Below are 22641 nucleotides of genomic sequence, written 5' to 3'. Positions count from 1 at the left end.
GCTGAGCACTGTAAATGTGTTCGTGAATTTGCCTGTCGCCACGATATCACCAATTATTTTGATGTAGGACAGATGGGAATTGAGCATGCGCTCCTTCCGGAAAAGGGTCTTACAGTTGCAGGCGATGTGATTATCGGAGCTGATTCACACACCTGTACATATGGAGCTCTTGGAGCTTTTTCCACTGGTGTCGGAAGTACTGATATGGCAGCTGGCATGGCTACAGGAAAAGCATGGTTTAAGGTACCGTCTGCCATTAAATTTAACATCGTTGGCAAACCGAAAAAATGGGTAAGCGGTAAGGATGTGATCTTACATATCATTGGAATGATCGGCGTGGACGGAGCTCTTTATAAATCTATGGAGTTCGTGGGAGAGGGAATTAAAAACCTGTCTATGGACGACCGTTTTACTATTGCTAATATGGCAATTGAGGCTGGCGGAAAGAATGGGATTTTCCCGGTTGATGATCTTGCAATCGAATATATGAAAGAGCATTCCAAGCGCCCGTATACAGCATACGAGGCTGATGAGGATGCTGTTTATGAAGCTGAGTACACAATTGATCTTAGCACATTGGAACCAACCGTTGCGTTCCCTCATTTACCAGAGAACACTAAGACCATTTCTGAGATTGGAGAGCCGGTTGTTGTAGACCAGTCTGTAATCGGATCCTGTACGAATGGCCGTATTGACGACCTTCGTGTTGCAGCTCAGATTCTGAAGGGACGCAAGGTTAAGAAAGGGCTTCGCTGTATTGTGATTCCTGCGACTCAGGCAATTTATCTGCAGGCAATGGAAGAGGGGCTTCTTAAGATTTTCATTGAGGCTGGAGCAGTTGTAAGTACACCTACCTGTGGACCGTGCCTTGGTGGATACATGGGTATTCTGGCCGCTGGTGAGCGCTGCATTTCTACTACTAACCGCAACTTTGTAGGACGTATGGGACATGTGGAGTCTGAAGTTTACCTGGCAAGCCCGGCAGTAGCTGCAGCAAGTGCAGTAACCGGTTATATTTGTGCACCGGAAGAATTAGGATTATAAGGAGGAGTACTTATCATGCAGGCAAAAGGCAGAGCTTTTAAATATGGAGATAATGTTGATACAGATGTTATTATTCCGGCACGTTATCTGAATTCTTCAGACCCGGCAGAACTGGCAACTCATTGCATGGAGGATATTGATAATACTTTTGTAAAAAGAGTACAGAAGGGTGATATTATTGTAGCAACTAAGAATTTTGGCTGCGGTTCTTCCCGTGAACATGCGCCGATCGCTATTAAGGCAGCTGGTGTCAGCTGTGTTATCGCAGAGACATTTGCCAGAATTTTTTACAGAAATGCAATCAACATTGGACTTCCGATCATTGAGTGTCCGGAAGCAAGCAAGGGCATTGATGAGGGGGATGAGGTAGAGGTGGATTTTGATTCTGGTATGATCTACAATCGCACCAAAGGAACTGAATTTAAAGGGCAGGCCTTCCCGGAATTTATGCAGAAGATCATTAAGGCGGAAGGACTTGTTAATTATATTAATGCACAGCATTAATATAATTGTTAACAGGCAAAGTAAAATATCCTGTTAAAGGGCAAATTGCCCAATCAATAGAAATTTGTCCAAGCATAAAAACTGACCTTGATGGACTGGGAAAACCAGCTGTCAAGGTCTTTTGGCATATGGGAGAAATATGGACGAAAACTTTGATTTCTGTGATTTTTCTCAATAAAATTGTAGTTTTACCTACGTTCAAGGTTCTTTCATAATTGGATAGGGGCGTTATACATGGGTTACCCGTCTGCTCCGTTCACAGTAACACTTACAGACGATTTTAATTTGTTTTTTGAAAAAACTGTTGATTTTTATTATAACATTTGGTACAATATCAACTGTTCGCGGGGTATGGCGTAGCTTGGTAGCGCGCACGGCTGGGGGCCGTGAGGTCGCAGGTTCAAATCCTGTTGCCCCGATTAATGCAGTAAAATCAAGGGTTTGCGGACTTTCTGTTTTAATGAAAAATAGAAAGGTAATCAAAAAGGCAATCAAAAGTAAAAAAAGGTAATCATTTCTTATAAGTGACAAAATATATTTATAGGAGGATGAGCCTGCAAATGTGGTAAATTTAATAAGATTTCACAGAAAATTCACAAAATCACAGAGATTTTATCTGTGGTTATTTTTTTTGTTTAAAATTAAATATGAATACCTGAATAAGTCCATGAGTTTTTGATGTGTTACTCGTGGGCTTATTTTAGTGTTCATTTATGAGCACAAATATGTGTCATCCTCTTTTATTAGCCTATGCACAGTAAATAACGCTGTGTATGGGCTAAATTTCGTTTATTTCATTTCAGACAACAATTTCCCTACTATTAGAATTAAAATCGAAATTTGAGCCGTATAATGCGTTTTAAAGCATTGCTATAGAGCGAAATGTAAAATCGTGATTTTATGGGACAATTTCAGAAAGGAATAAGACCAGATATGGATAAAAATGTAATACGCCGGGGCGAAATCGTATCAGACTCTGGTAAGCTGTATTCTGTGATTGGTGTACTGGGAACAGTGATGTACATTCAAGAGACAGATGCAGGAAATAAAAAGGTGGACTATCAGCTGAAAGAGATAGAGCCACTGTTTAGAAAAATTGAATATGTGAAAAAGGCTTAGAGGGGTCTTTATTTTGGAGATACCTTACAAAGGGTGTCGAGGAAATAGACTTCCTTGTAATGCAAGAAATCGCAAGCCCTTAATTGGGGTATGTGTTTTTATATTATGTATCAGTGCCACCTGGCAGCACTCATAAATAAAGTCAGGGCAGAAGGGCAGTCAAGATATGACTGTCTTTTTTGCTTAGAACGAAAGGAGACTTATGTTAGATGATAAGACAGTTACAGAACATAATATTGAAGATAAGAGCGTACAGGAGGTTACAGCAGAAGCTACTAAGGTTTGCTGCCAGTGTGGGAAAGAATTACCTTTAAGCAGATTCCGTATGGAGATCAGACCAAATGGTAAGAAAGCATACAGATCAAAGTGTAAGTATTGTACTTGGTTGGATCACAGGGAGAAGAAATTACAGAAGAAAACAGTAACAGATACCTTTGATCCCAATATGGTTATATTACAGAAACGGCAGTATAAGCAGATTAAGCCTGAAAGAATTCTTGATTTATCTCAGACTGGGCTTGATATTGAATTACTGGGCGAGAATGAAATATTTGTAAAATTACTGAATTGTAAGGACACCTGGCTTTCCTACTATGGAAGAATGATACGAAAAAGTAAAGGTAAGTATAATTTGCTTAATGGTATCACGTATAAAAGAAGTAAAGATGGTGGTTTGGTATATTCTTTCAGCAAGAACATATTCAAAGACGGTAAATGGCAATTTCAACAAGTATTTATAGGTGCAGAACGTCTGATTGTTGATACTTTTATAGAAAATCCTGATTGCGTGAACAATACTTATATTTGGCATAGGGGCAATGATAAGTCAAATCTTTATTATAAAGACCTTTATCCACTTACCAGAGAGCAGAATGCACAGGTACGAGATCATTATAAAAGAACAGGTGATGATTCGGAAGAGTATATTGTACAGGTAATGAACGATATTCGATATAAAAATAAGGAATGGTCTGCTAAAAGGTATAAGCCGACTGTATGTGGAGTTGGTTATTGGGGCTGTGAAGATGTGGACACGGATTCTACAGCATATAATAAATGGCATGGTATGTTACACCGTTGCTATAGCACTAAAGTACATGAAAAATATCCTGAATATATAGGATGCATAGTTTCAGAAGAGTGGAAAAACTTCAGTAATTTTAGGTACTGGTATGAGAAGAATAATTATGGAGGCAGTAATCTGAATCTTGATAAGGATATTCTTTATAAAGGTAATAAGATATACAGCCCTGATACTTGTTGCTTGGTTCCAGGATTTATCAATACACTGTTTACGAATAGAAAAGCGAACAGAGGTGAACTTCCTTTAGGAGTATATAAAGAAGAAAAGAATGGAAAGACTTGTTATCGAGCAGGTATGGAGGTAAATGGACAGAGTATTAAACTTGGTACTTTCAAAACACCGGAAGAAGCATTCCAGAAGTATAAAGAGTACAAGGAACAATATATCAAGGACACTGCAAAGAGATACAAGGACAAGATTCCATACAGTGTGTATGAAGCTATGATGAACTGGAAAGTTGAGATAACAGATTGAGAGGGAGATATTATGGAACAAAATGATGAATTACAGGGCTGTGTATTTGCAGTACCGTCCAAGACACCCTGGATTACAAGTAAGCCACTTGTACATAAGAAAAATCAACATTCTGAAGAGTATTTGCGGATGAAACGAATTTTTAGAGAAAATGACTTTTCTGTGTATACCGATCCGGAAACAGGAGAAATTGTTTGCAAGGTGATTCCTAAAGACATGGATGCAGAGCGGAAGAAAGCCGAACGTGCAGCGCAGCTTACAGCTCTTGCGGATCTCATGGATTCCAATGGTTACACAATTGATGAGCTGAAGGAGCTTATATCAATGCCGAAGCCAACTATAGAAGAGTAACACACTATAAAAGCCTGGGCGAGTGCCTGGGCTTTTAACATTTCAATCTCACACAAAATCCACAAAATAGAGTTTACATATGCTTGAATTGGAAGCCTTTGGAATTATAAGCTTTAAAGGTTACATTGTATCATGCTAGGCTTAAGGATATATGGGGTCATAAATTATATGGGTCGTATGTATGATCCATGATATATGATCCAAGACTATATGCGCACTCTCTTTTATGGATTTTTTGGAAATATGCTTTAGGTGTCTGGGGTTACCGGAGCGTTGAAACTGGGTATAGAATAATAATAGGGTAGTTATGCAGGAAGCTGTGTAATTGCCCTATTTTTTCGCCTTTTGTGGATTGACTTCTGCATTGACCGGACGTAATATAAATCTTATAAAAGTCCTTTCAACAGGACTGATGATACATGCAAACGAAGTACCTTAAAAGGAGGCTGAAGCAGATGAAGAAATCAACATGGAAAGAAAGATTCAGTAAATTTATCCTCGCAGTGTTTGTAGTTGGTATCATATTTAGTTGCTCCAATATAGAGCAAGTACAAGCTGCATCAAAGAAGGGCACTTATTATTATGGAACTGTGCTTAACCGTACAAAGGGCGGTAAGAAATATGGTTCCTGGCAGCCTGGAACTAAAAAAGTGAAATACACCAGTAAGTCTATTACATTTTATGGCTCATTTATGAAGAGCAACAAAGCATCATTGAAATTTAACAAGAAAAACTTTGTGAAGTACGGTAAGAAGACGTTCAAATTAACATCTAAGACCAAATATTATTGGACAGATGAATATGGTAGAATACCTGCAAAAAAATATGAAGCTTTGAAATGCTGTAAGAAATTGAATGGTCTTATGGTGACTCTTAAAGTAACAAATGGAAAAGTTGTATCATTAACGTTCTATTCATAAGATATGAATGAAGAGGGATCAGAAATGGTCTCTCTTTTTTCGCCCTGCTGCCAGATTGGGAAATAATTTCTACGGTATATACAGCGGTGGATTTGATCGGGGCATGTAAAAATTCCAGAGTTTATAAGTACCCCCCCTGGGTAGCAGTAGTAGTTGTTTTATGGCTAGTAAAAAGTACCCCCTCCCCTTTAAATATATTGTTAAAAAAATAACAATATATTCACATTTTGAAGCGTTGAGATAGCAGTATTTATAAGGGATTGCATGTACTTGCAAGTGTTTCAAGGTATCGACCATGATATCGTATAAATCCTTATTTTTAAAGGGTTTGTGTAGGAATAGATTGTTAAATAAATAACAAAAATTGTACAAAATTTCACTGCTAAAATTCCGTAAACCCTTATAAACATTGACTTTTTTCGATACGGTTCGACTTTATTTTGACTCTCTGAGAAGCCAGTAAATATAAGGATTTGAAAGGGGCGATTTTTATACTGTATCGCCTTTGATTTATCGTGGCTCTGTGTGGCTGATATATAATATTCCTGGGAAGCTTGATCCAGGCAGAGTATCAACATTAGGAATTGCAGTAATTATTTCTTTGTTGGCTTCTTTCTTTTGTAAAATGGACAACGAGAAGAATCTATACATATTTTGCTGTCAAGTTTGCAAGATTTTTTATCTACTATATAATTTTCACAGTTGATCCCAGTCTTCCAGTTTTTCGTGTTTTATAGAAGTTGCATCCACTATCAGGCACATGCAAAACACTTTTCCTACCATCATACATGCGAGGCTTCTTCTTTTGGTAAACGGAATTGCTTTTCACGGTTGGAACCTCCATTATGTATTTTTATAACAGGTATTAATATTCGTTGTTTTCTTTCAGATGTTCAAAACAGTAATGTGTTCCACCATAACAAGGGGCACCGCATCTCCAGCAAGTGCTGTATTTTTGAGGAGATATAGTATATCTATTTTTTTTTCTGGATCGATGGATTTTCATTTTGGTAAAAGCATATTTAGGAGAAGTTGTTAATGTTCTTCCAACCGGTGAAGATGTATTGTTGCTTACGCTGTTATTCTTCTTTTTGTGCCTTTTTTTGCTTGGAGACAAATTTGGTTTAGGGGCAACGTTTGGCACAATTTTAGCATTCGGGTGACGTTCAAAAATATTAGAGCTTTTATGCGTAATAGCTGAAGGCTTAATACGAGCTAACTTTTTGGCCGTTTCAAGTTGTACTATGGGTTTCGTTGGATCAATTTTTTTTAGGTGTTCGACATTTGGACATTTCTTTTTACGCTTAATAATTGTTATTGGTTTATTTTCTTTTGCTTTAGATACAAGTGTAGTGTTGGAGCCTTCGCAGTAGGCAATATTTTCACCCTTTTTTGGGAACTGTTCAAATTTTAAAGAACACACAAAACAATTTTGATTGTATTTATGACAAAATCTTGTACTTTCTGTAAGCTGCTCGCAGGTAATACGATATTCTCGAAAAAAGCGTTTGGTTTCGCCATTTATATTTTGCTCAAATATTTTGGAGATTGTTATTTCGCCCATATAAGATGCTCCTTTTCATTAATAACGTTACCACAATCTATTTTCCTCAAGTATAACACCACCATCCCCAAAATACCATAAAAATTTATGAAAAACATCCAATATAAGACCAAACTGTACCATGTATTTGTTGACTTTCCCATACCATAAGCGTATAATTTTGCTTATATAAATCAAGCAAAAACCGAATATCAGGCAAAGTAGTCGAAAGGCTACGGCGCAAAGCTATAGGGCCTGTAAAATGGTAGCCAGTTGCAATTGAACGTGAAAAGCATTACTTGCCTGAAGTGTATTCCGGTGAGTAGTGCTTTTATTTTTAGGAGGAAAAGAAGTATGAGGAAGAAAAGGATTTTAGCAGTATTGTTATCATCTGCAATAGTATTTTCCGGAATGTCTGGTAATGTATTTGCAGCGGAAGAGATTGTGCAGGAAGATGGATTCTCTGATGGGGAAGAGATTACAGAAGATGTAACTGAAGAATCTGTTGAAGACGTGAAAGAATCTGTACCGGAAATAGATCAAGGCTCAGAGGATTTTGTAGGATTTTCAGATGGTGAGAGTGAAGATTTTGTTAATGAAGAAGAGATAGAAGATGAAACTGATCCAGAAACTCAGGTATTTGTTGATGACAAGAATACTGTGACTGAAGATACCGATCAAAGTAATATTAAATGGAAAATTGTTGATTCTAATGAGGATGGAATGGATGATACATTAGTTATTAGCGGCAATGGTGATATGGAAAATTATAATGGGGCGAAATATACGCCATGGTTTCCATATGCTAATAATATTTCAAGTGTAATAATCGAAAATGGTGTGACAAGTGTTGGAATGTGTTCTTTTGAAGATTTTAAAAATCTAGAGAATGTTAGTTTTGGAAATTCTATAAAGCTAATAGGACAGAGTGCTTTTGAAAATTGTGTTAACATTAAGAAAGTTACGATTCCAGATGGAGTGATAAAAATAAATGGATTTGCCTTTGAAGGTTGTAGTTCTTTGGAAAAGATTGCTATTCCAGATACTATAACAGACATCGGGATGCGAGCTTTTTATAATTGTAAGAAATTAACATATGTTAAAATGTCAAAAAATCTTGTTAATTTAGGAGAAAGAGCGTTTTATAATTGCACTGGATTGAAAAATATTTATCTTCCATTGACACTGGAAAAAATTGGTAAAAGGTGCTTTTTCCGTTACATATCAAATACAGAGGAGATATATATTGACGCAATTCATTATGAAGGAACGTTAGTTGATTGGAAAAAAATTAATGGATTCAATGATTCTGATAGATGGGGATCATTAACAGAAGAGGTTCACTATGTAGCACATCACATAACTAAACCAGCAACTTGTTTAAAATCAGGGTTTGAAGAGTATTGGAGTTGCAATTCTTGTGGTGGAAAAGCATATACTGATGAAATGTGTACTCAAAAATTAGACAGTATTCCGGTAATACCTGCACTGGGACATGATTTAGATAGTGGCATAATAACACTGGAGCCAACTTGCATTTCTGAAGGAGTTGCGACATATTCGTGCCAAAGAGAAGGGTGTGACTATACAGAAACAAAATCTGTGCCAAAATCACAGAATCATGTATACAACCAGCCAACATATGAATGGAGTAAGGATAATTCTCAATGTACTGCAAAAGAAGTGTGTTCTTTGTGCGGAAATGAAAACACTGAAGTTGCAAAATCAAAAATAAATATTATTGAAGAAGCAACTTGTTCAGAGAATGGAAAAGCGCAATATATTGTTGAGTTTAAAAATACAGATTTTAAAACAAAAAATAAAACAGATATTATTCCAATGTTAGAGCATAATAATATTGAAGTAAAGTATAGAAAAGAAGCAACTTGTGATGAAGAAGGATATACTGGCGATACCTATTGTAAAGATTGTGGAAAATATTTAAGCTCTGGAGATATTATTGACGCTTTAGGACACAAATGGAATAATGGTGTAATAAAAACGAAAGCAACTTGCACAGATAGTGGAGAAAAAATTTATACATGTTTTAGATGTAATAATATTAAAAGCGAAGAAATTCCAGCATTGGGTCATTCTTGGAATGGTGGAATAATAACAAAAGAAGCAACTTGTACCGAAGATGGAGAAAGAACATATACTTGTGCAAGATGTAACGATAATAAAGTAGAAGAAATACCAGCAACAGGACACAAAATTGTAATTGATAAAATGGTTTCTGCAACTTGTACGAAGCCAGGAAAGATAGAAGGAAGCCACTGTTCAGTATGTGAAGAAGTATTAGTAGAACAGAAAACAATACCAGCAACAGGACACTCATGGAGCGAGTGGCAAGTTGTACGTGAAGCAACGGTGACAAATGCAGGTGAAAAACAGCGTACTTGTACAAAATGTGGTGAGCTTGAAAAACAGAGTATTGCAAAAATAATTCCAGCAAGTACACCTACACCAGCTCCAACAAAGGCACCACAGCCAACAGTTGCATCACAGCCAACAAATACTCCAGCTCCAACTGTAGCACCAACAAAACCATCAACCATAACAGTTACGAAGGGTAAAACAACATCAGTTAAATCAGATTCATCTTGGAAGAACGTAAAATACTCTACATCCAATAAAAAAGTAGCAACAGTAGATAAAAAGGGTAAAGTAAAAGCGGTAGCTGCTGGAACTGTTAAGATTACTGTTAAGTCAGGATCTCAAAAAGCTGTCTATACAATTGTTGTACCGGGCACAACAGCTATCAAGGGTGTAAAATCTTCTGTATCAGTGAAAAAGGGCAAGAGTTATACTTTGAAACCGAAGCTGAGTTACACAGAAAAAGCAGATAAAGTTACCTATAAATCTTCAAACAAGAAGATTGCTACTGTTTCGAAAAAAGGTGTTATAAAAGGCAAGAAAAAAGGTACTGCAACAATTACAATCAAGTCTGGTAAAATAACCAAGAAGTGCAAAGTAAAAGTTAAGTAATGTATGGAGGAAAAACGCATGGAAAAGAAGCAAGGATTTCTGAAGAAGTTTTTGGTGGTAATGATCGCAGTATTCTCATTGACTTTATTATCACCAGAAGTAGCAACACAGTTAGGAACAATGCAAACAGTACAGGCTGCAGTAAAAATTAGTTCCAAGTCTTTGATAATGGTAAAAGGTCAGAAAAAGACTTTGAAATTAAAAGGGACAAAGAAAAAAGCAAAATGGAGCAGTAGTAAAAAATCTGTGGCAACTGTATCTTCTAAGGGTGTGGTTGTTGGCAAGAAAAAAGGTATAACAGTGATTACTGCAAAGGTTGGAAGTAAAAAGTACACTTGCAAAGTCACTGTTGAAACGCCAAAGCTCAATAAAAAGTCTGTTACAATAAATGTGGGTAAGACATACCAGCTGCAATTGACAGGAACTAGACAAAAGATAAGTTGGTCAAGTAATAATCAAAATATTGTAACAGTTTCTAATAGTGGCGTAGTATTAGGTAAAAAGGCAGGAAAGGCAACAATTTCTGCTAAAATTGGGGGAAAGGTATATTGTTGTACAATTACAGTAAAAAGCAATCCAACTGTAAATATAAATTTGGGAGAATTAACTGGAAGAATAGAAAATGTCAAAAGAAAACCTGACTATCAGGCTGAGGTAATTTTAATACCACTTAATGGTTCTGCTAAAGAATTGTATTTGACTGATACATGGGATTGGGCTGTTGCAGATTTAGGAGAATATAATAAATATAACATATATGCAGGAGATGTATATGTAGCAGGAACTTATACAATAAAAAATATTAATCCTGGTAAATATGTATGCTTAATTAAGTCAGATTATTATGATGGAAATAATGATACTGAAGATCCAGATCTATTCGACAGTTTTTTTGAAGAATGTTTATCTAAACAAAACATTAATTATTTACGCGAATATGTAAGCGGTTATGTATATAACATTTATCCTGAAATAGTAATTAATCCAAATAAAACAACAAAATTGGATGAGTATTTCTGGTATTATGATGCAATTCAGGATGATGACGATTTAGATGATGATGATTTGGATTATGATATAGATAATAAGTATGACTAAAAATATTAATTATATTCTATAAGAGATTGTTTATATCTAAAAGGGATGTAACCTCACACCGAGGCTGCATCCCTATTTTTTCGCTTCCAGAATCACCATAAAATTCGACTTTTATCTGCTTCGGATTCTGCTGCTATTTTTGTGCATAAAGAAATCCCCAGACTGCCTATATCTGGGGAAATCCGTGTTGTTACTCCTATACCGGTACGGAAAGGAGGTGTTCCGTTTGGATTTATTCTTTCATTCCTTTATAAGAATAGCACATACAGTTCTAAGAATCAATATAAGAAATGACGTTCCTAGTCCGTTATATCGTATCGGGCTATTTTTCCAGTCAGTGTGCAATTAAACCACATTCACCCCTTCAGACAAAACCGAAACGGCGCAAAGATTAAAAGTACCCCCACCCTACCTATACCATACTAAAATACTATGATATATCGGCAGCAACGCACACAAGCCCAATAACCACACAATCAAAGAACCATACACGACCAACAACATATATCAGGAAAAAGTGTTCTGCATAGCTTCAGGACTGGCAGACATAGAAAAAGACATTCCCACAGCTTACCCAGATATAACCCAGACTGTACAATATCAGCCCAGATCACCACAAACCAGATAACCATACATCCCACAGCAGACAAGAACCATATAACGTTATCATGTCAGAGCGGATCACAGTACAAGTCCCAGATTTTCACATAGTAAATCAATCCACCCAAACAATCACAGCCCAACACACCCACACAGCCCGATTATTACACAACCACATTCCCATTTTAGGAATCTGTGTCAATCTGATATAACATTCTGCACTACTCAGTAATAAGCTCTACAATCAAACAAGATCCCACTCTTAGCAGAATACCACATATCAAATCATCATATCGCACCACAGCCCCTTTTTCATTCACTAGGATTTTCTCAGTGAGTACCAGACAACCTGATATAACAATTCGTTCTGTCAGATCACATTATCAGACACAGCCCACGCCAGGTACACAGAACACCACACACCAGATCACAGCCCGACACAATAAAAAGCCCATAGGACAATATAAGCCTATGGACTGTATAACTCATGGATCATTATAGATAACACCGTGTCATTGTATTGTATATCTCTTGTTATGGTCTGCATTATATCAACAGTATATACCATAGCACTACACCACATTCACAGCAGATACCACAATCATTTTCTTCTGATCCGACACAGCGCAAGCATAACAGACCAGAAATGAACCATAGCCAACACAACCGGAAGCAACACCGGAAGCCATAACGCAAAAAAAGAAGCGGTATATTGCAACCGCCTCTTTATTACTCTATGCCTAATATGTAATTGACTGCTTTTTCTGCTTTACTACTTGCAGATACGATAAACTTGTTATCGTTCCTGAGAACCTGAAGCCAACTTTCAATGTATGAAGCACTGTTTTGAAATGTTCCTTTTGTTTCAATTCCCAGATGATTTATAAGGAATGCACTTCCAAGCTCTGCAACTAATTCTTCTTTGCTGTAGATTTCAGAACCAAATGGAGCGAGTTCTTTTATATCTCTATCAAGTCTTTTCTGAGCGCCTGTTGAATGTGTAATTTCATGGAATGCTACCTGATAGAATGAATTAATGTTCTTGTATTGTTCCTTAAGTGGTACAACTACTGTATCGGTCATAGGTCTATAAAAGGCTTTATCACTTATACACTCTTTGAATGTGATATGCTCCCGATCCACATAATTTTTTATAATTCTGTCTGCTTCCTCTATAGGTTCAATCTCTGTATTGAGCTTTTCTTTCAGTGGCTCAACGCCTTCAACTTGTGAGATGTGGAATACATTGTAATATCTGAGAAGTGGGAGCTTCTTCTTTTCAATCTCGCCTTTATCGTTTTTCTCTTCTACATCAATGATCTTCCAGAAGACTACTATTTCAGATTTAGCACCTTTTTTGATGTGACCGCCTAAATTTTTCCATTGATGAAAAGTGGCGTACTCTCCGGATTTTTCCAATATAGCTTGATTTATAAGGCTGTAAGGCTTTTTGCTAACTCTGTTGAATGCACCAGACCGAACACCAGTCCAAGGCTTTTGCCATGGAATTGTTCCCTGTTCTAACTGTTTAATGATTCTTTCTGTTACCATTTCGTATACGTTTAAGCTTGCCATATGCTTGACCTCCTATTGTGTGGTGCTGTAGTTCCTTTGTTGAGATCAATTATACACTCAATACGAGTGCATGTATATTGGCAATGGTTCACAAAATAAACACTTAAAAACAGTACATAATATACACAAGAAACAAGTGCATGTTATTCTGTGATATCTTCAATATATTCTAAAATATCACCGGGCTGACACTGCAATAATTTACATATAGTATTTAATGTTTCTTTACTGGCAATTTCACCATTTCTGATTTTCTGAATTTGTGCTTCGCCCATGATTTTGTCTTTTCTTAGCTTATAGGAAGTATATCCTTTTTCTTTTAATTCTTCTAATATATCAATCTTATATTTTAACATTGTAGAAACCTCCGTTTTTCTTATATTCTATCACAAATCTACACTTAGAACAAGTGTTTTGTTTTGCGTTGAAAACAACATACACTTATAACAAGTGCACAATATGCACAAAAAACAAGTGTATATTTTGGCTGATCCGTCAATAGACATACACCTAAAACAAGTGTATTATTAAGCCATAAACAAAACAGCAACACACAAACGAAGAACAACGGCGAAGGGTGAAAACGAAGTAGCACAAGCACACCGGAGACACCTACATAATACCGAAAAGAGATAAGCAAAGATGCCTAGCAGTCGAGATTGGTTTAAAGCTCACCGGAGCTGAGTTCTTCCAATAAGAATAAAAGGACATGGAGGAAAAACATATGTGTACAACAATGAACGAATTAGAAAAAGTCGTAGCTGATTACAGATCACTTAAAGCAATGAAAGAAGAGCTTGACGCACAGTTAAAAGACGCAGAGCGTGAGATGATTTCTTACTTAGACAATAACAACAAACTTTCAGAATCCGGTAAAGATTTCACTATAAAAGTTTCAACTTGCGAGCGCCGAACACTGGACAGTAAACAGCTTGAAGCAGACCTCGGAAGTCTTGCAGATTACCAGAGAGTAAGCCAGTACAGAAGACTATACGTCAGATAAGTGGTCACAGCCACTATAAACAGGGCTTCAGGCTGTGAGCGTTGACCGTCAGAAATGGCGGTCAGGTAGTCAGACAGAAGGAGGAACAACAACATGAAAGAAACAAGATATATCAGCTACGAGGAGCCATTAAAAGGCAGAAGTTTTACAATTAATCAACTTCACGAAGTGTACAGAGATCTTGCAGACAAAAAAGAATATCCAGATTTTGACTGTTGGTTTACAGATATGTTGAAATCGGGAGTGTTTGAAACAATTTAATAGTAGAACAAGAGGCTGTCAATCGGGCAGTCCCGACAATATAAAATCACAGGAGGAAAACAACAATGATGTATTGCGAGTTTATTGACATTTCCGAATACGGAGAAAACTATATCACATTCACAGAGTATCACGATTATATTGAGCCTATTTACATGGATGCAGACTTATCCAAACAGGACTTTGTGGCATTACTGAAGGAGACTATACACCAGATGGTTGAGCCAGTAGTACAGCGAGCAATCCATAATATACCTTTACCGGATAAGTTAGCAATCGCCTTTAGTGACGAAGAGCCGGTTGAGCTTCTGGATCGTATTGCAAAGATTGACTTTGAAGCGCGAAAACTTGTGTATCAGTATTTGAAGCTGATGTTGACAATCTAGTATTAAATAGCTGTCCTATCGGCTTATCGGGGAGAAAGGTGTAGCCCATGTACAGAGTATCATTTAGTAAGCCTGGTTGTGAATATACCAGATCTTTTGACACAGCCACAGAGCGTGATAAGTTCACTGAGAGTATGAGAAAAGCTGGATATCATGTTACGACTTGGGAGGTGTAGCACATGAAGGACGCAATAAAGACCTTGTATGAACACTGGATAAACGTACATACAACCACACCAGCAGAGAAGTCAGCTTTTGAAGTAATCAATGAAGCTGCTAAAGGTCAAGCAGAACATGATCCGTTGTACGCAGCCATTGTGGATTATTCAGAAGTAATCCAGTATGAGGCTTTTAAAGAGGGTGTGCTTACAGCCTTGAGCTTATTGCACCCATTACCAGAACAGGGGGACAATAATATATGAAGGAATACGGTTTATCTGATGAAGAATTAAAAGCACTTGGAGAAAAAACAGTAGCGAGCGGAAAAAATCTATTGTTGGGTGGAAAGTCAGAGCCTAAGCAAGAACCGCAGGAAATGTGGGATGGAGATTTTGATTTCTTGATGGACTTCTGGTTTTAGAAAGGGGGGCAGAGCAATGACAGACTTAGGAAATAAAGTAATGGAATCCATGTTTGACGCATGGTGTGATGATAGATGCAAAGAAATCACGCCAGATCACAATGATTACAGTCATAATTTGGATGATGTTGTGCAATACATATGTGAGCTAACCGGAGCTTCCAGAGAGCAGAAATACCGCATTGAACATGAGCTTGAAGATCTTGTAAATCGGACAGAGAAGAACACTTTTGCAGATGGCTTTTACATAGCTATGGCGGTAGCAACAGGAAAATTATTTTAATAGCGAGGTGGTAGATATGACGCAGAATGTAAATATTGCAGTAAAAACAGAGTCAGGACAGGTAAAGAAGATAAGCCATGGTGTGATCTTCCAGCCTGAGACACAGTTTAAGGGTGGATCTGTTAAATGGTTTGATGATTCTAAGCTTATTAAGCCAGAATACAGAAAATAGAACAGTCGTTTGAGCGACTATAAATAGGACTTTAGGCTCAAAGCGTTCCCATCTACATAAGGTGGGAGGTAGTCGGCTAATACATAAGTAGGAGGGAATTAAAGATGGAAGCGGTAAGAGAACCCGAAGTAATCCGGTTATACAGAGAAGATGAAGTTGTTGAGCTTGTTGCAAATTATCTTCTGTCAAATAAGAAGCATGAGCAAGAGAGACAGCGTAAACAGAAAGTAAAGCAGATTGTAAGCAGACAACGTAAACGTCAGCTATTAAGGGAATTGTTGATCTCATTTCTGAAGCAGATCATAGCTATTGTTTTTATTGCACTGTTTCCGTGGGTTATCTGCAAAGTAACCGGCGATTCAGAATATTACAATATGTATTTGATGGCTGCGCCGATTGCGCTAGGAATGATTTATCAGTTAATCAAGGGAAGTTGGAGGTAATAAGGCAAAATGAGAAGATTACATTGTGTATTTCAGGACGGATTGATTCTTGGAATCTGGATGTGTCCTGATGAAAGATTCTATTACCATATTGCAGAGGCAGACGCAACAGAACCACTCACAAAAGAAGAGATATGGGAAATGCTTGATTATGCAGTGGCATTCCACAAGGGAACTGGTACAGTCAACTATTTCTGGGATATGATGGCAGAATTGGTTAAGCCTGAAGATTTACAGATATTAAAGGAACGAGCAGAAGCAATTGTTGAAGGGGGAGCAGACAAATGATAGTTATTACAAATGGAACAGAGTACATATATTTAGACGAAGAGCACCAGATCCAGAAGACAACAGATATAAGTAAAGCAAAGACATTTACATTCAAGGGATGCAGTATTTTCATAAGGGAAAACGTCAAGGCAACCAAGGGCTTTTATGCCTATGACACGGAAACACAGCGTATCTGTTACAGACGAAAGAAGAAAAAGTGTTTCCCAAAGACCACAAGAATGATGATTTACAATCAGGCAGACGGACGTTGTGTATTATGCGGAAGAAAAATCAAATATGAAGATATGACTATAGACCATATCAGACCTACGTCATTGGGTGGATCAGATTCAGTGGAAAATCTTCAGTGCACATGTCGAACATGCAACACCTTCAAAGACAAGATGCTCCCGGACACATTCTTTGATCGGATCAACGAAATCTATCTGTATCAGATGCAGAGAAAGTATGGCAAGAAACTTAAATGGAAACTGGCGAATAAATTAATTAAGAGTATGGCACGGTAGGAGGACAAGACAATGTGGACGAGAGAGATTTTAGATTATATAGAATACAATAAATGGAAAGATGAGCTTGTACCTGAGAGACTGAAGTGCTTCTTCACAACCTGGGCGTATGAGTATAGAATCGGGAAAGATCAGGACGAATGCGAAAGCTTACTGAAGAGAATCTATGAGAATGCAGAGGTAGCAGGATTTATGGACTACGAAGAGTTCAAGGAATACATGCTTCAGTTTGTGAAGTAGGATTGCACAGGGGAGTAGAAATTATCGACTCCCCTATTGAACTAACAGACAGGTAGCAGGACATAATAAAGGAGCAGAAGCACAATGAGCGGAAAACTTGATAGACGAGATGAAGTCCGGTTTATTGCCTGTCTGGAAGCAAACCATTATATTCCAGATAATAAAAAAGGCAGTGGCGGTAGCCATTACAAGTACATATCAACCCTGACTGGATATCATGTAGAGATCAAGCATAAGCAGAATATTATGATAACCAAAAGGCTGATAAGGGAAGTAAGACAAGATTTAGAGCGGAACGGCTACAGCTGTATTCCATACTGATCCACTGCTGCCTGGGCGAAATTCATTGATAATACAATGGAAAACAGCTATAATGGGAGTAGATTAAAATAAATGTTGGAGGACAAAAAGGAAGGTGACTGTAAATGCCAGCTTTAAAGGAAAATAAAAAGTATACTATAGAGGATATCATGGCATTGCCAGAGAATGAACATGCAGAACTGATTGACGGTCAGATTTATTATCAGGCAGCTCCAAGCCGTAAACATCAGGATATATCAGGTGAACTGTATGCAACTATCCATGATTATATCAAGAGAAATGGTGGACAATGTAAGGTATATCATGCTCCATTTGCAGTATTACTTAATGATGATGATTCTGTTTATATTGAGCCTGATATTTCGGTAATCTGTGACCGTAACAAATTATCAGATCGTGGCTGTGAGGGTGCGCCCGATTGGATCATTGAGATAGTTTCACCAGGAAGCCGCCGTATGGACTACATGATTAAATTGTTTAAATATCGTACAGCAGGAGTCCGTGAGTATTGGATTGTGGACTATGCAAAAGACATGGTAATGGTATATAACTTCGAGCAGAACGAAATGGAAACCTATACCATGGCAGATAAAGTACCAGTAGGTATTTATGATAATCTGGTAATTGATTTTGCGGAAATGGATATATAAGGGAGTTGGTTTGTATGATGTACCCATATATTACATTGCCAGATGAAACAGAGATTGTACATTCGCAGATTGTAACTGAATCTGGAAAACAGAAAGTAATTGTTAATTTTGAACGTCCGACAGAAACAGGATTTGACTCTGCTAGGTGTGAGATTCCAGGGAATACGTGGATTTCTGTTGTAGGATATTCTTCTGAGGAGATCAGAAGATTTGAGGAATTTCTACAAGACAATGTGGAGAATATTATGGAGAAAGCAAAAGCTAAACAGAAATCTTACTGCGACAGCAACATCAAAGAAGAGAAGATAAATGGTGTGACTTACACAATTCCAAAATCTGAAGCATACCAACATGGTATTGTAGCCGGGAACATTAGCACAATAATACACTATGGACTTTCAAAAGGAAGCTTGGTCTTTACTGGCAATTTGGATTACCGATATCATCCAGCCGTAAATGATGATTATGTTGTCCCTGATGTGCTTGTGGTACATGACCGTAAAAACCTTAGAGACACATATTATTGTGGAATCCCAAAGTTTGTTGTGGAGATTGTAAGTCCGGCTACAGTTCTACACGATCGGAAGGACAAGCTGAAGATTTATCAGGAAGCAGATGTTCAAGAATATTGGATTATATCATCAATGGAACGGTCTGTTGAGATTTATTATCTGGTAGCAGGACGGTATGTGTTACAAGATTGTTATATTCTTCAGGATGATTCGGAAGAAGATTATTACAATGCAGATCAGGTGATTACATTGAGGGAATTTCCGAATATCAGTCTGACGCTGGCAGAGATTTTTGAGAATAGGGATTGAGCATAAAAAGAGGGCTGCCGGGATGATCGGTAGCCCATAGTGGGTAAATGTAAATATTAAACAGGATCGTTTATTTTGGAGACATTTTCTAAGACTTCTTTAGCAGAATTGTATAAATCTTTAGGAATATATTTCTCAACATTAGGGAGTGCTAATTCCTCTTGTCTGTCGGATAGCCAATAATAGCATATAGTAATTAGATGGCTAAAAGCTCTTCCGGTGTTGATTTCTGGGAGGTATGGTATGCCATCACCAAGTGTATGAGGTTGAATTTCATTGATTAGATAGACAACAGAAGAATAAAACAAATTGCGGAGACTTTCTAAGTTAGGATCTTGCATATCTTTTAAGTTTGAGATAACTCCTAAAATTGATTTTAAATTATCCAAAGCAATTTTTCCTGTTTTTTTATTTCTTTCTATTTGTTTTTTCTCTTCGTCCAAATAAACAGCAACAGTTTCAAGACTGTTATTTTTTACTACTAAATCGTTGAATTTTGCAGCAAGTTGGAGTAAATCACTGAGAACAGAATTAAATTCTTCTGGGTGCATAATACTTGTACAATATGTTGGCAAATATAAGGTAGAAAAAGCAAGTTCAGGATTGACAACGATAGAGCGCTGAAAATGCAAAAGAGAAGTTAGTATTGCCTGTTGATGATGTGTATTTGCCCAATTAAATTGTTGGGTAATTCGATTTCGTATATCCTTCAGTAAGTCATCTAATTCTGATTCCAGATATAAAAAGTCCAACATATCTTCATATTGATCTTCAATATCAATTAGTTCATACCAATTTTTTATTTTTCCAGCAATAGGTTGATTGATAATTCTTTCCACATAGTCAAGTATATTTTCCTCGTCATCATCATCTAACAGAATTTTGTAAATAGAAATTAAATCCTCTTTGCTAATCTTTTTAGTTTTACCACTTTCAATATTGGCAAGCCAATACTTAGAATGTCCACTTTCTTCAGAGAGATCAGAAGCTGTATATTCGATTTCTTTTCGTTCTTCTATAATATTATTGCGTAACTGGTCAGTAATAGTAATTTTTTCTGTAGCCATGTTATCCCTCCATTCAATATTTAATATTACAATAGAAGTACAAGAAAGTCAATTAAATGTGTATTAGTATAAAAATTACTAAAATGTACAAAATACTATTGACATATCAGTTTGTACGTGATATGATGCTAACCATAGAAACAAAAAAAGATCAATGCACGCCAATGCACTGATCTTCACATGAAACGATACGCCAATACCGTTTCATATAATATGCACAGATCATCATAAATGAAGAATCCATACATAACCTTCGACAAGTTAAGTATAGTCTATTTTTCATTTCGTGACAATCCGAAACGTTTGTTCGGATATTCTGTCATATTACCCAATACATAAAAACCTATATTAGATAGGAAGAAACATAATCAAGAAACACAATCAAGCAACGCAATCAATATCGCACCATGACAACTTTATACCTGCATCTTTACCACAGCCCACAGGACTATTTTTATTTCTTTCAGTGAGACTGCTTTATTTTTTGCACCCTTTTTTAGGAAAACAGCAATGTGCATTTTACAGAATGTAATTCCTAAGAAATTGGAAGTAAGGAATGAACCAGATCACCATATTTTTTTACACAGTGGGTTACAGCTGAGATAAAGGTAGACAAAAACTTAATAGGGAGGAACTTTATGGAACTATCGAGATCAGATTTTCAAATCCTGAACGTGCTGAAAGAACACCAATGTACGAACTATCAGGAAAGCATGACACTACAGGAGATTATACCAGAGCTACCATTTTCCAGAGTGACCGCTTACAAGCGCCTGAAGAACCTTTGTGACATGGGATATACCGCAAAGGGCTGTCAGGCAGAGCAAGCCGACACTTATTACATCCTGGAAAAAGGCATTCGTGTAGCGGACATAAAAGACATAACAGAGTTGGAGTCGTGATATGTTGGTGTAATGTTTACGCAATGCCAAGATACATAAAAGTCAATATGAAGATATAGGAAGGATAGATTGTATATATGACAAATAAATTAAACAGATCAGATTACCTCATTCTGGACACACTACATGGTTCCAATATGACAGATCAATTTCATAGTATGACAATTGAAGAGATCATGGAAGAGACAGGAAATGTTCTTGGAGTTCGAATGACAGTATACCGCATGGTAACTAAGCTGGTGAAGCTTGGCTATCTTGAAAAAGGTGTTATGGACAACCATGCAAACACCTATTATTTAACAAATGATGGTCGCAAATTATTCAAGGAGGATAAAGCAGAATGAAGATCAGAGAGAATTGTTACATGTTAGGACTGGGAAGCACAGGCGGAAAAATCTACAAAGAATTTGTACAGCGTCATTACAAAGGTGCGGCGGCAAATGGCAGCGAACAGGATCACAAAGCCCTGGGAGATGTACCCAATAAATATATCTTACAAGGTTTTGACGGATTCGGTGGACACCGGGAAAGAGCTATGGATTGTCTGGCTGGAAACGAAGATTTCATCAAATTTGTTGAAGGAATCAAAGAAGACATTGTGTTTATTCTCTTTGCCGGAGGCGGTTCTACTGGATCAGGCTGTGCGCCAATTGTTGCAGAAATGCTCCTGGAAGAAAAAGACGAAGAGGGTAATCCGGTGAAGACCGTGTGTCCGGTGATTGCGTTACCTGCATCTGGTGAATCCTTGGCAAAACATAAGAACGCTTATGAGACAGTGCAGGAGCTTCAGGAAATAGAAGGTTTGGGAGCAACATTCTTCTTAAATAATGACAGCAACGAGAATTACGATTATATCAATAAGAATTTTGCAAGTATGCTGGATGAATTTCTTTCAAATGAGAGTTACGGCAGACAGAACAATTTTGATGAATCAGAGCGTCTGGAAATGTTGAAAGACAGCGGAGCAATGGTCCTGAGCGTAACAGGAGATGGAACAGATAGCAAGATCAAGCTTGAAAAGCTGACTAAGAGTGGAATCTTTGCACCAATCGAGGATAACTACATCTGTGAGAATATCGGTATCATTCATTCTAAAAATGATAAGTCAGATATTGACTCTGAGGATGTAATTGCAGAAGTAGGAAAGCCAGATAATGTATTTGAGGGCTTCAATGGCAGGAAGACAATCATTGCTGCAAGTGGCTTGGATTATCCGGTATCTCATGTAAAGAAGCTTGGCGAATTGGCTGTAAAAGCTAATGCGGAACGTATGAGAAATAAGAAAAGCACCAGAGCAAAGCTTGGTTCACTGGAATTACCGGAAGTAGATATAACAGAGCAGAAAGAAGAACCTACAAAGAAGAGAATGACAAAGTTGGAACTTCTGAAAAAGAGAAGAGGACAGTAAAGGTTAA

General features: G+C 37.3%; 29 protein-coding genes, 1 tRNA gene and 1 riboswitch. Of the genes, 26 read left to right on the top strand and 4 right to left on the bottom strand.

Annotated features, from left to right (window positions below; genetic code table 11):
• From leuC to AB5170_RS03715, 7 genes are all read left to right on the top strand, one after another.
• A partial coding sequence (gene leuC / locus AB5170_RS03745) for a 3-isopropylmalate dehydratase large subunit (RefSeq protein WP_368365042.1) occupies nt 1-1044 on the top strand: 1044 nt, incomplete at its 5' end.
• A 15-nt stretch (nt 1045-1059) separates the two neighbouring features.
• Nucleotides 1060-1548 carry a 3-isopropylmalate dehydratase small subunit gene (gene leuD, locus AB5170_RS03740; protein WP_118578464.1) on the top strand — a complete coding sequence of 163 codons (489 nt, stop codon included), beginning with the start codon at nt 1060-1062 and terminating at the stop codon, nt 1546-1548.
• A 345-nt stretch (nt 1549-1893) separates the two neighbouring features.
• Nucleotides 1894-1967, top strand: a tRNA-Pro gene (locus tag AB5170_RS03735).
• Between the two features lie 514 nt (nt 1968-2481).
• Nucleotides 2482-2667: a hypothetical protein gene (locus AB5170_RS03730; protein WP_148462920.1), complete on the top strand. Its 186-nt coding sequence runs from the start codon at nt 2482-2484 to the stop codon at nt 2665-2667.
• A 202-nt stretch (nt 2668-2869) separates the two neighbouring features.
• Complete coding sequence (locus AB5170_RS03725; RefSeq protein WP_173770052.1) at nt 2870-4225, top strand: hypothetical protein; 1356 nt, start codon at nt 2870-2872, stop codon at nt 4223-4225.
• A 12-nt stretch (nt 4226-4237) separates the two neighbouring features.
• Nucleotides 4238-4576: a hypothetical protein gene (locus AB5170_RS03720; RefSeq protein WP_173770051.1), complete on the top strand. Its 339-nt coding sequence runs from the start codon at nt 4238-4240 to the stop codon at nt 4574-4576.
• A 455-nt stretch (nt 4577-5031) separates the two neighbouring features.
• The gene (locus tag AB5170_RS03715) at nt 5032-5496 is read left to right on the top strand and encodes a hypothetical protein (protein ID WP_173770050.1); all 465 of its coding nucleotides are present in this window, start codon (nt 5032-5034) and stop codon (nt 5494-5496) included.
• Nucleotides 5497-6361: 865 nt separating this feature from the next.
• Here AB5170_RS03715 and AB5170_RS03710 read toward each other — a convergent pair.
• Nucleotides 6362-7060 carry a hypothetical protein gene (locus AB5170_RS03710; protein WP_173770049.1) on the bottom strand — a complete coding sequence of 233 codons (699 nt, stop codon included), beginning with the start codon at nt 7058-7060 and terminating at the stop codon, nt 6362-6364.
• 184 nt (nt 7061-7244) lie between these two features.
• Nucleotides 7245-7320, top strand: a riboswitch (cyclic di-GMP riboswitch).
• A gap of 73 nt (nt 7321-7393) precedes the next feature.
• Between AB5170_RS03710 and AB5170_RS03705 the strand changes: the two genes are divergently transcribed.
• Nucleotides 7394-10027, top strand: coding sequence for a leucine-rich repeat protein (locus AB5170_RS03705; protein WP_173770048.1), 2634 nt, complete (start codon nt 7394-7396; stop codon nt 10025-10027).
• An 18-nt stretch (nt 10028-10045) separates the two neighbouring features.
• Nucleotides 10046-11125 carry an Ig-like domain-containing protein gene (locus AB5170_RS03700; RefSeq protein WP_173770047.1) on the top strand — a complete coding sequence of 360 codons (1080 nt, stop codon included), beginning with the start codon at nt 10046-10048 and terminating at the stop codon, nt 11123-11125.
• Between the two features lie 1329 nt (nt 11126-12454).
• On the opposite strand, the gene AB5170_RS03695 is transcribed toward AB5170_RS03700, so the two are convergent.
• Nucleotides 12455-13300, bottom strand: a complete 846-nt coding sequence (locus AB5170_RS03695; protein WP_173770046.1) for an ArdC family protein — start codon at nt 13298-13300, stop codon at nt 12455-12457.
• Between the two features lie 143 nt (nt 13301-13443).
• Nucleotides 13444-13656, bottom strand: coding sequence for a helix-turn-helix transcriptional regulator (locus AB5170_RS03690; RefSeq protein WP_173767152.1), 213 nt, complete (start codon nt 13654-13656; stop codon nt 13444-13446).
• A 368-nt stretch (nt 13657-14024) separates the two neighbouring features.
• On the opposite strand from AB5170_RS03690, the gene AB5170_RS03685 reads away from it, so the two are divergent.
• The 14 genes from AB5170_RS03685 (at nt 14025) to AB5170_RS03620 (ending at nt 19257) form a co-directional block, all read left to right on the top strand.
• Nucleotides 14025-14303, top strand: a complete 279-nt coding sequence (locus tag AB5170_RS03685; RefSeq protein WP_148462937.1) for a hypothetical protein — start codon at nt 14025-14027, stop codon at nt 14301-14303.
• Between the two features lie 93 nt (nt 14304-14396).
• Nucleotides 14397-14564 carry a hypothetical protein gene (locus AB5170_RS03680; RefSeq protein WP_173770045.1) on the top strand — a complete coding sequence of 56 codons (168 nt, stop codon included), beginning with the start codon at nt 14397-14399 and terminating at the stop codon, nt 14562-14564.
• A 65-nt stretch (nt 14565-14629) separates the two neighbouring features.
• Nucleotides 14630-14950, top strand: a complete 321-nt coding sequence (locus tag AB5170_RS03675) for a hypothetical protein (RefSeq protein ID WP_173770044.1) — start codon at nt 14630-14632, stop codon at nt 14948-14950.
• A 179-nt stretch (nt 14951-15129) separates the two neighbouring features.
• On the top strand, nt 15130-15372 hold the full coding sequence (locus AB5170_RS03670) for a hypothetical protein (protein WP_173770043.1): 243 nt from the start codon (nt 15130-15132) through the stop codon (nt 15370-15372).
• Complete coding sequence (locus tag AB5170_RS03665) at nt 15369-15530, top strand: hypothetical protein (RefSeq protein WP_173770042.1); 162 nt, start codon at nt 15369-15371, stop codon at nt 15528-15530. Before AB5170_RS03670 ends, AB5170_RS03665 begins: the two co-directional genes overlap by 4 nt.
• Before the next feature lie 16 nt (nt 15531-15546).
• Entirely contained in the window at nt 15547-15813 is a 267-nt protein-coding gene (locus AB5170_RS03660; RefSeq protein WP_173770041.1) for a hypothetical protein, read from the top strand.
• A gap of 16 nt (nt 15814-15829) precedes the next feature.
• Nucleotides 15830-15985, top strand: coding sequence for a hypothetical protein (locus AB5170_RS03655; RefSeq protein ID WP_173770040.1), 156 nt, complete (start codon nt 15830-15832; stop codon nt 15983-15985).
• Between the two features lie 104 nt (nt 15986-16089).
• A complete protein-coding gene (locus tag AB5170_RS03650; protein WP_148462942.1) occupies nt 16090-16428 on the top strand; it encodes a hypothetical protein in 339 nt (112 codons plus the stop codon).
• A gap of 9 nt (nt 16429-16437) precedes the next feature.
• Nucleotides 16438-16716 carry a hypothetical protein gene (locus AB5170_RS03645; RefSeq protein WP_148462943.1) on the top strand — a complete coding sequence of 93 codons (279 nt, stop codon included), beginning with the start codon at nt 16438-16440 and terminating at the stop codon, nt 16714-16716.
• Entirely contained in the window at nt 16713-17225 is a 513-nt protein-coding gene (locus tag AB5170_RS03640) for an HNH endonuclease (protein ID WP_227199917.1), read from the top strand. Before AB5170_RS03645 ends, AB5170_RS03640 begins: the two co-directional genes overlap by 4 nt.
• Nucleotides 17226-17237: 12 nt before the next feature.
• Nucleotides 17238-17465, top strand: a complete 228-nt coding sequence (locus AB5170_RS03635; protein WP_148462944.1) for a hypothetical protein — start codon at nt 17238-17240, stop codon at nt 17463-17465.
• Between the two features lie 84 nt (nt 17466-17549).
• Nucleotides 17550-17786 carry a hypothetical protein gene (locus tag AB5170_RS03630; protein WP_148462945.1) on the top strand — a complete coding sequence of 79 codons (237 nt, stop codon included), beginning with the start codon at nt 17550-17552 and terminating at the stop codon, nt 17784-17786.
• 104 nt (nt 17787-17890) lie between these two features.
• A complete protein-coding gene (locus tag AB5170_RS03625) occupies nt 17891-18436 on the top strand; it encodes a Uma2 family endonuclease (protein ID WP_148462946.1) in 546 nt (181 codons plus the stop codon).
• 14 nt (nt 18437-18450) lie between these two features.
• Nucleotides 18451-19257 carry a Uma2 family endonuclease gene (locus tag AB5170_RS03620; RefSeq protein ID WP_306797028.1) on the top strand — a complete coding sequence of 269 codons (807 nt, stop codon included), beginning with the start codon at nt 18451-18453 and terminating at the stop codon, nt 19255-19257.
• Nucleotides 19258-19313: 56 nt separating this feature from the next.
• On the opposite strand, the gene AB5170_RS03615 is transcribed toward AB5170_RS03620, so the two are convergent.
• Nucleotides 19314-20324, bottom strand: coding sequence for a helix-turn-helix domain-containing protein (locus tag AB5170_RS03615; protein ID WP_148462947.1), 1011 nt, complete (start codon nt 20322-20324; stop codon nt 19314-19316).
• A 638-nt stretch (nt 20325-20962) separates the two neighbouring features.
• On the opposite strand from AB5170_RS03615, the gene AB5170_RS03610 reads away from it, so the two are divergent.
• From AB5170_RS03610 to AB5170_RS03600, 3 genes are all read left to right on the top strand, one after another.
• Nucleotides 20963-21226, top strand: a complete 264-nt coding sequence (locus AB5170_RS03610; protein ID WP_148462948.1) for a hypothetical protein — start codon at nt 20963-20965, stop codon at nt 21224-21226.
• Between the two features lie 77 nt (nt 21227-21303).
• Complete coding sequence (locus AB5170_RS03605) at nt 21304-21570, top strand: hypothetical protein (RefSeq protein WP_148462949.1); 267 nt, start codon at nt 21304-21306, stop codon at nt 21568-21570.
• The gene (locus tag AB5170_RS03600) at nt 21567-22634 is read left to right on the top strand and encodes a hypothetical protein (RefSeq protein ID WP_148462950.1); all 1068 of its coding nucleotides are present in this window, start codon (nt 21567-21569) and stop codon (nt 22632-22634) included. Before AB5170_RS03605 ends, AB5170_RS03600 begins: the two co-directional genes overlap by 4 nt.
• Nucleotides 22635-22641: the final 7 nt, after the last annotated feature.

The organism is Ruminococcus sp. RTP21484sp1_RTP21281st1_A8_RTP21281_210402 (assembly GCF_040914025.1).
GTDB classification, from domain to species: Bacteria; Bacillota; Clostridia; order Lachnospirales; family Lachnospiraceae; genus Blautia_A; species Blautia_A faecis.
Note: the sequence above shows the minus strand (reverse complement) of the source record. Positions and strands in the feature narration are given on the sequence as shown.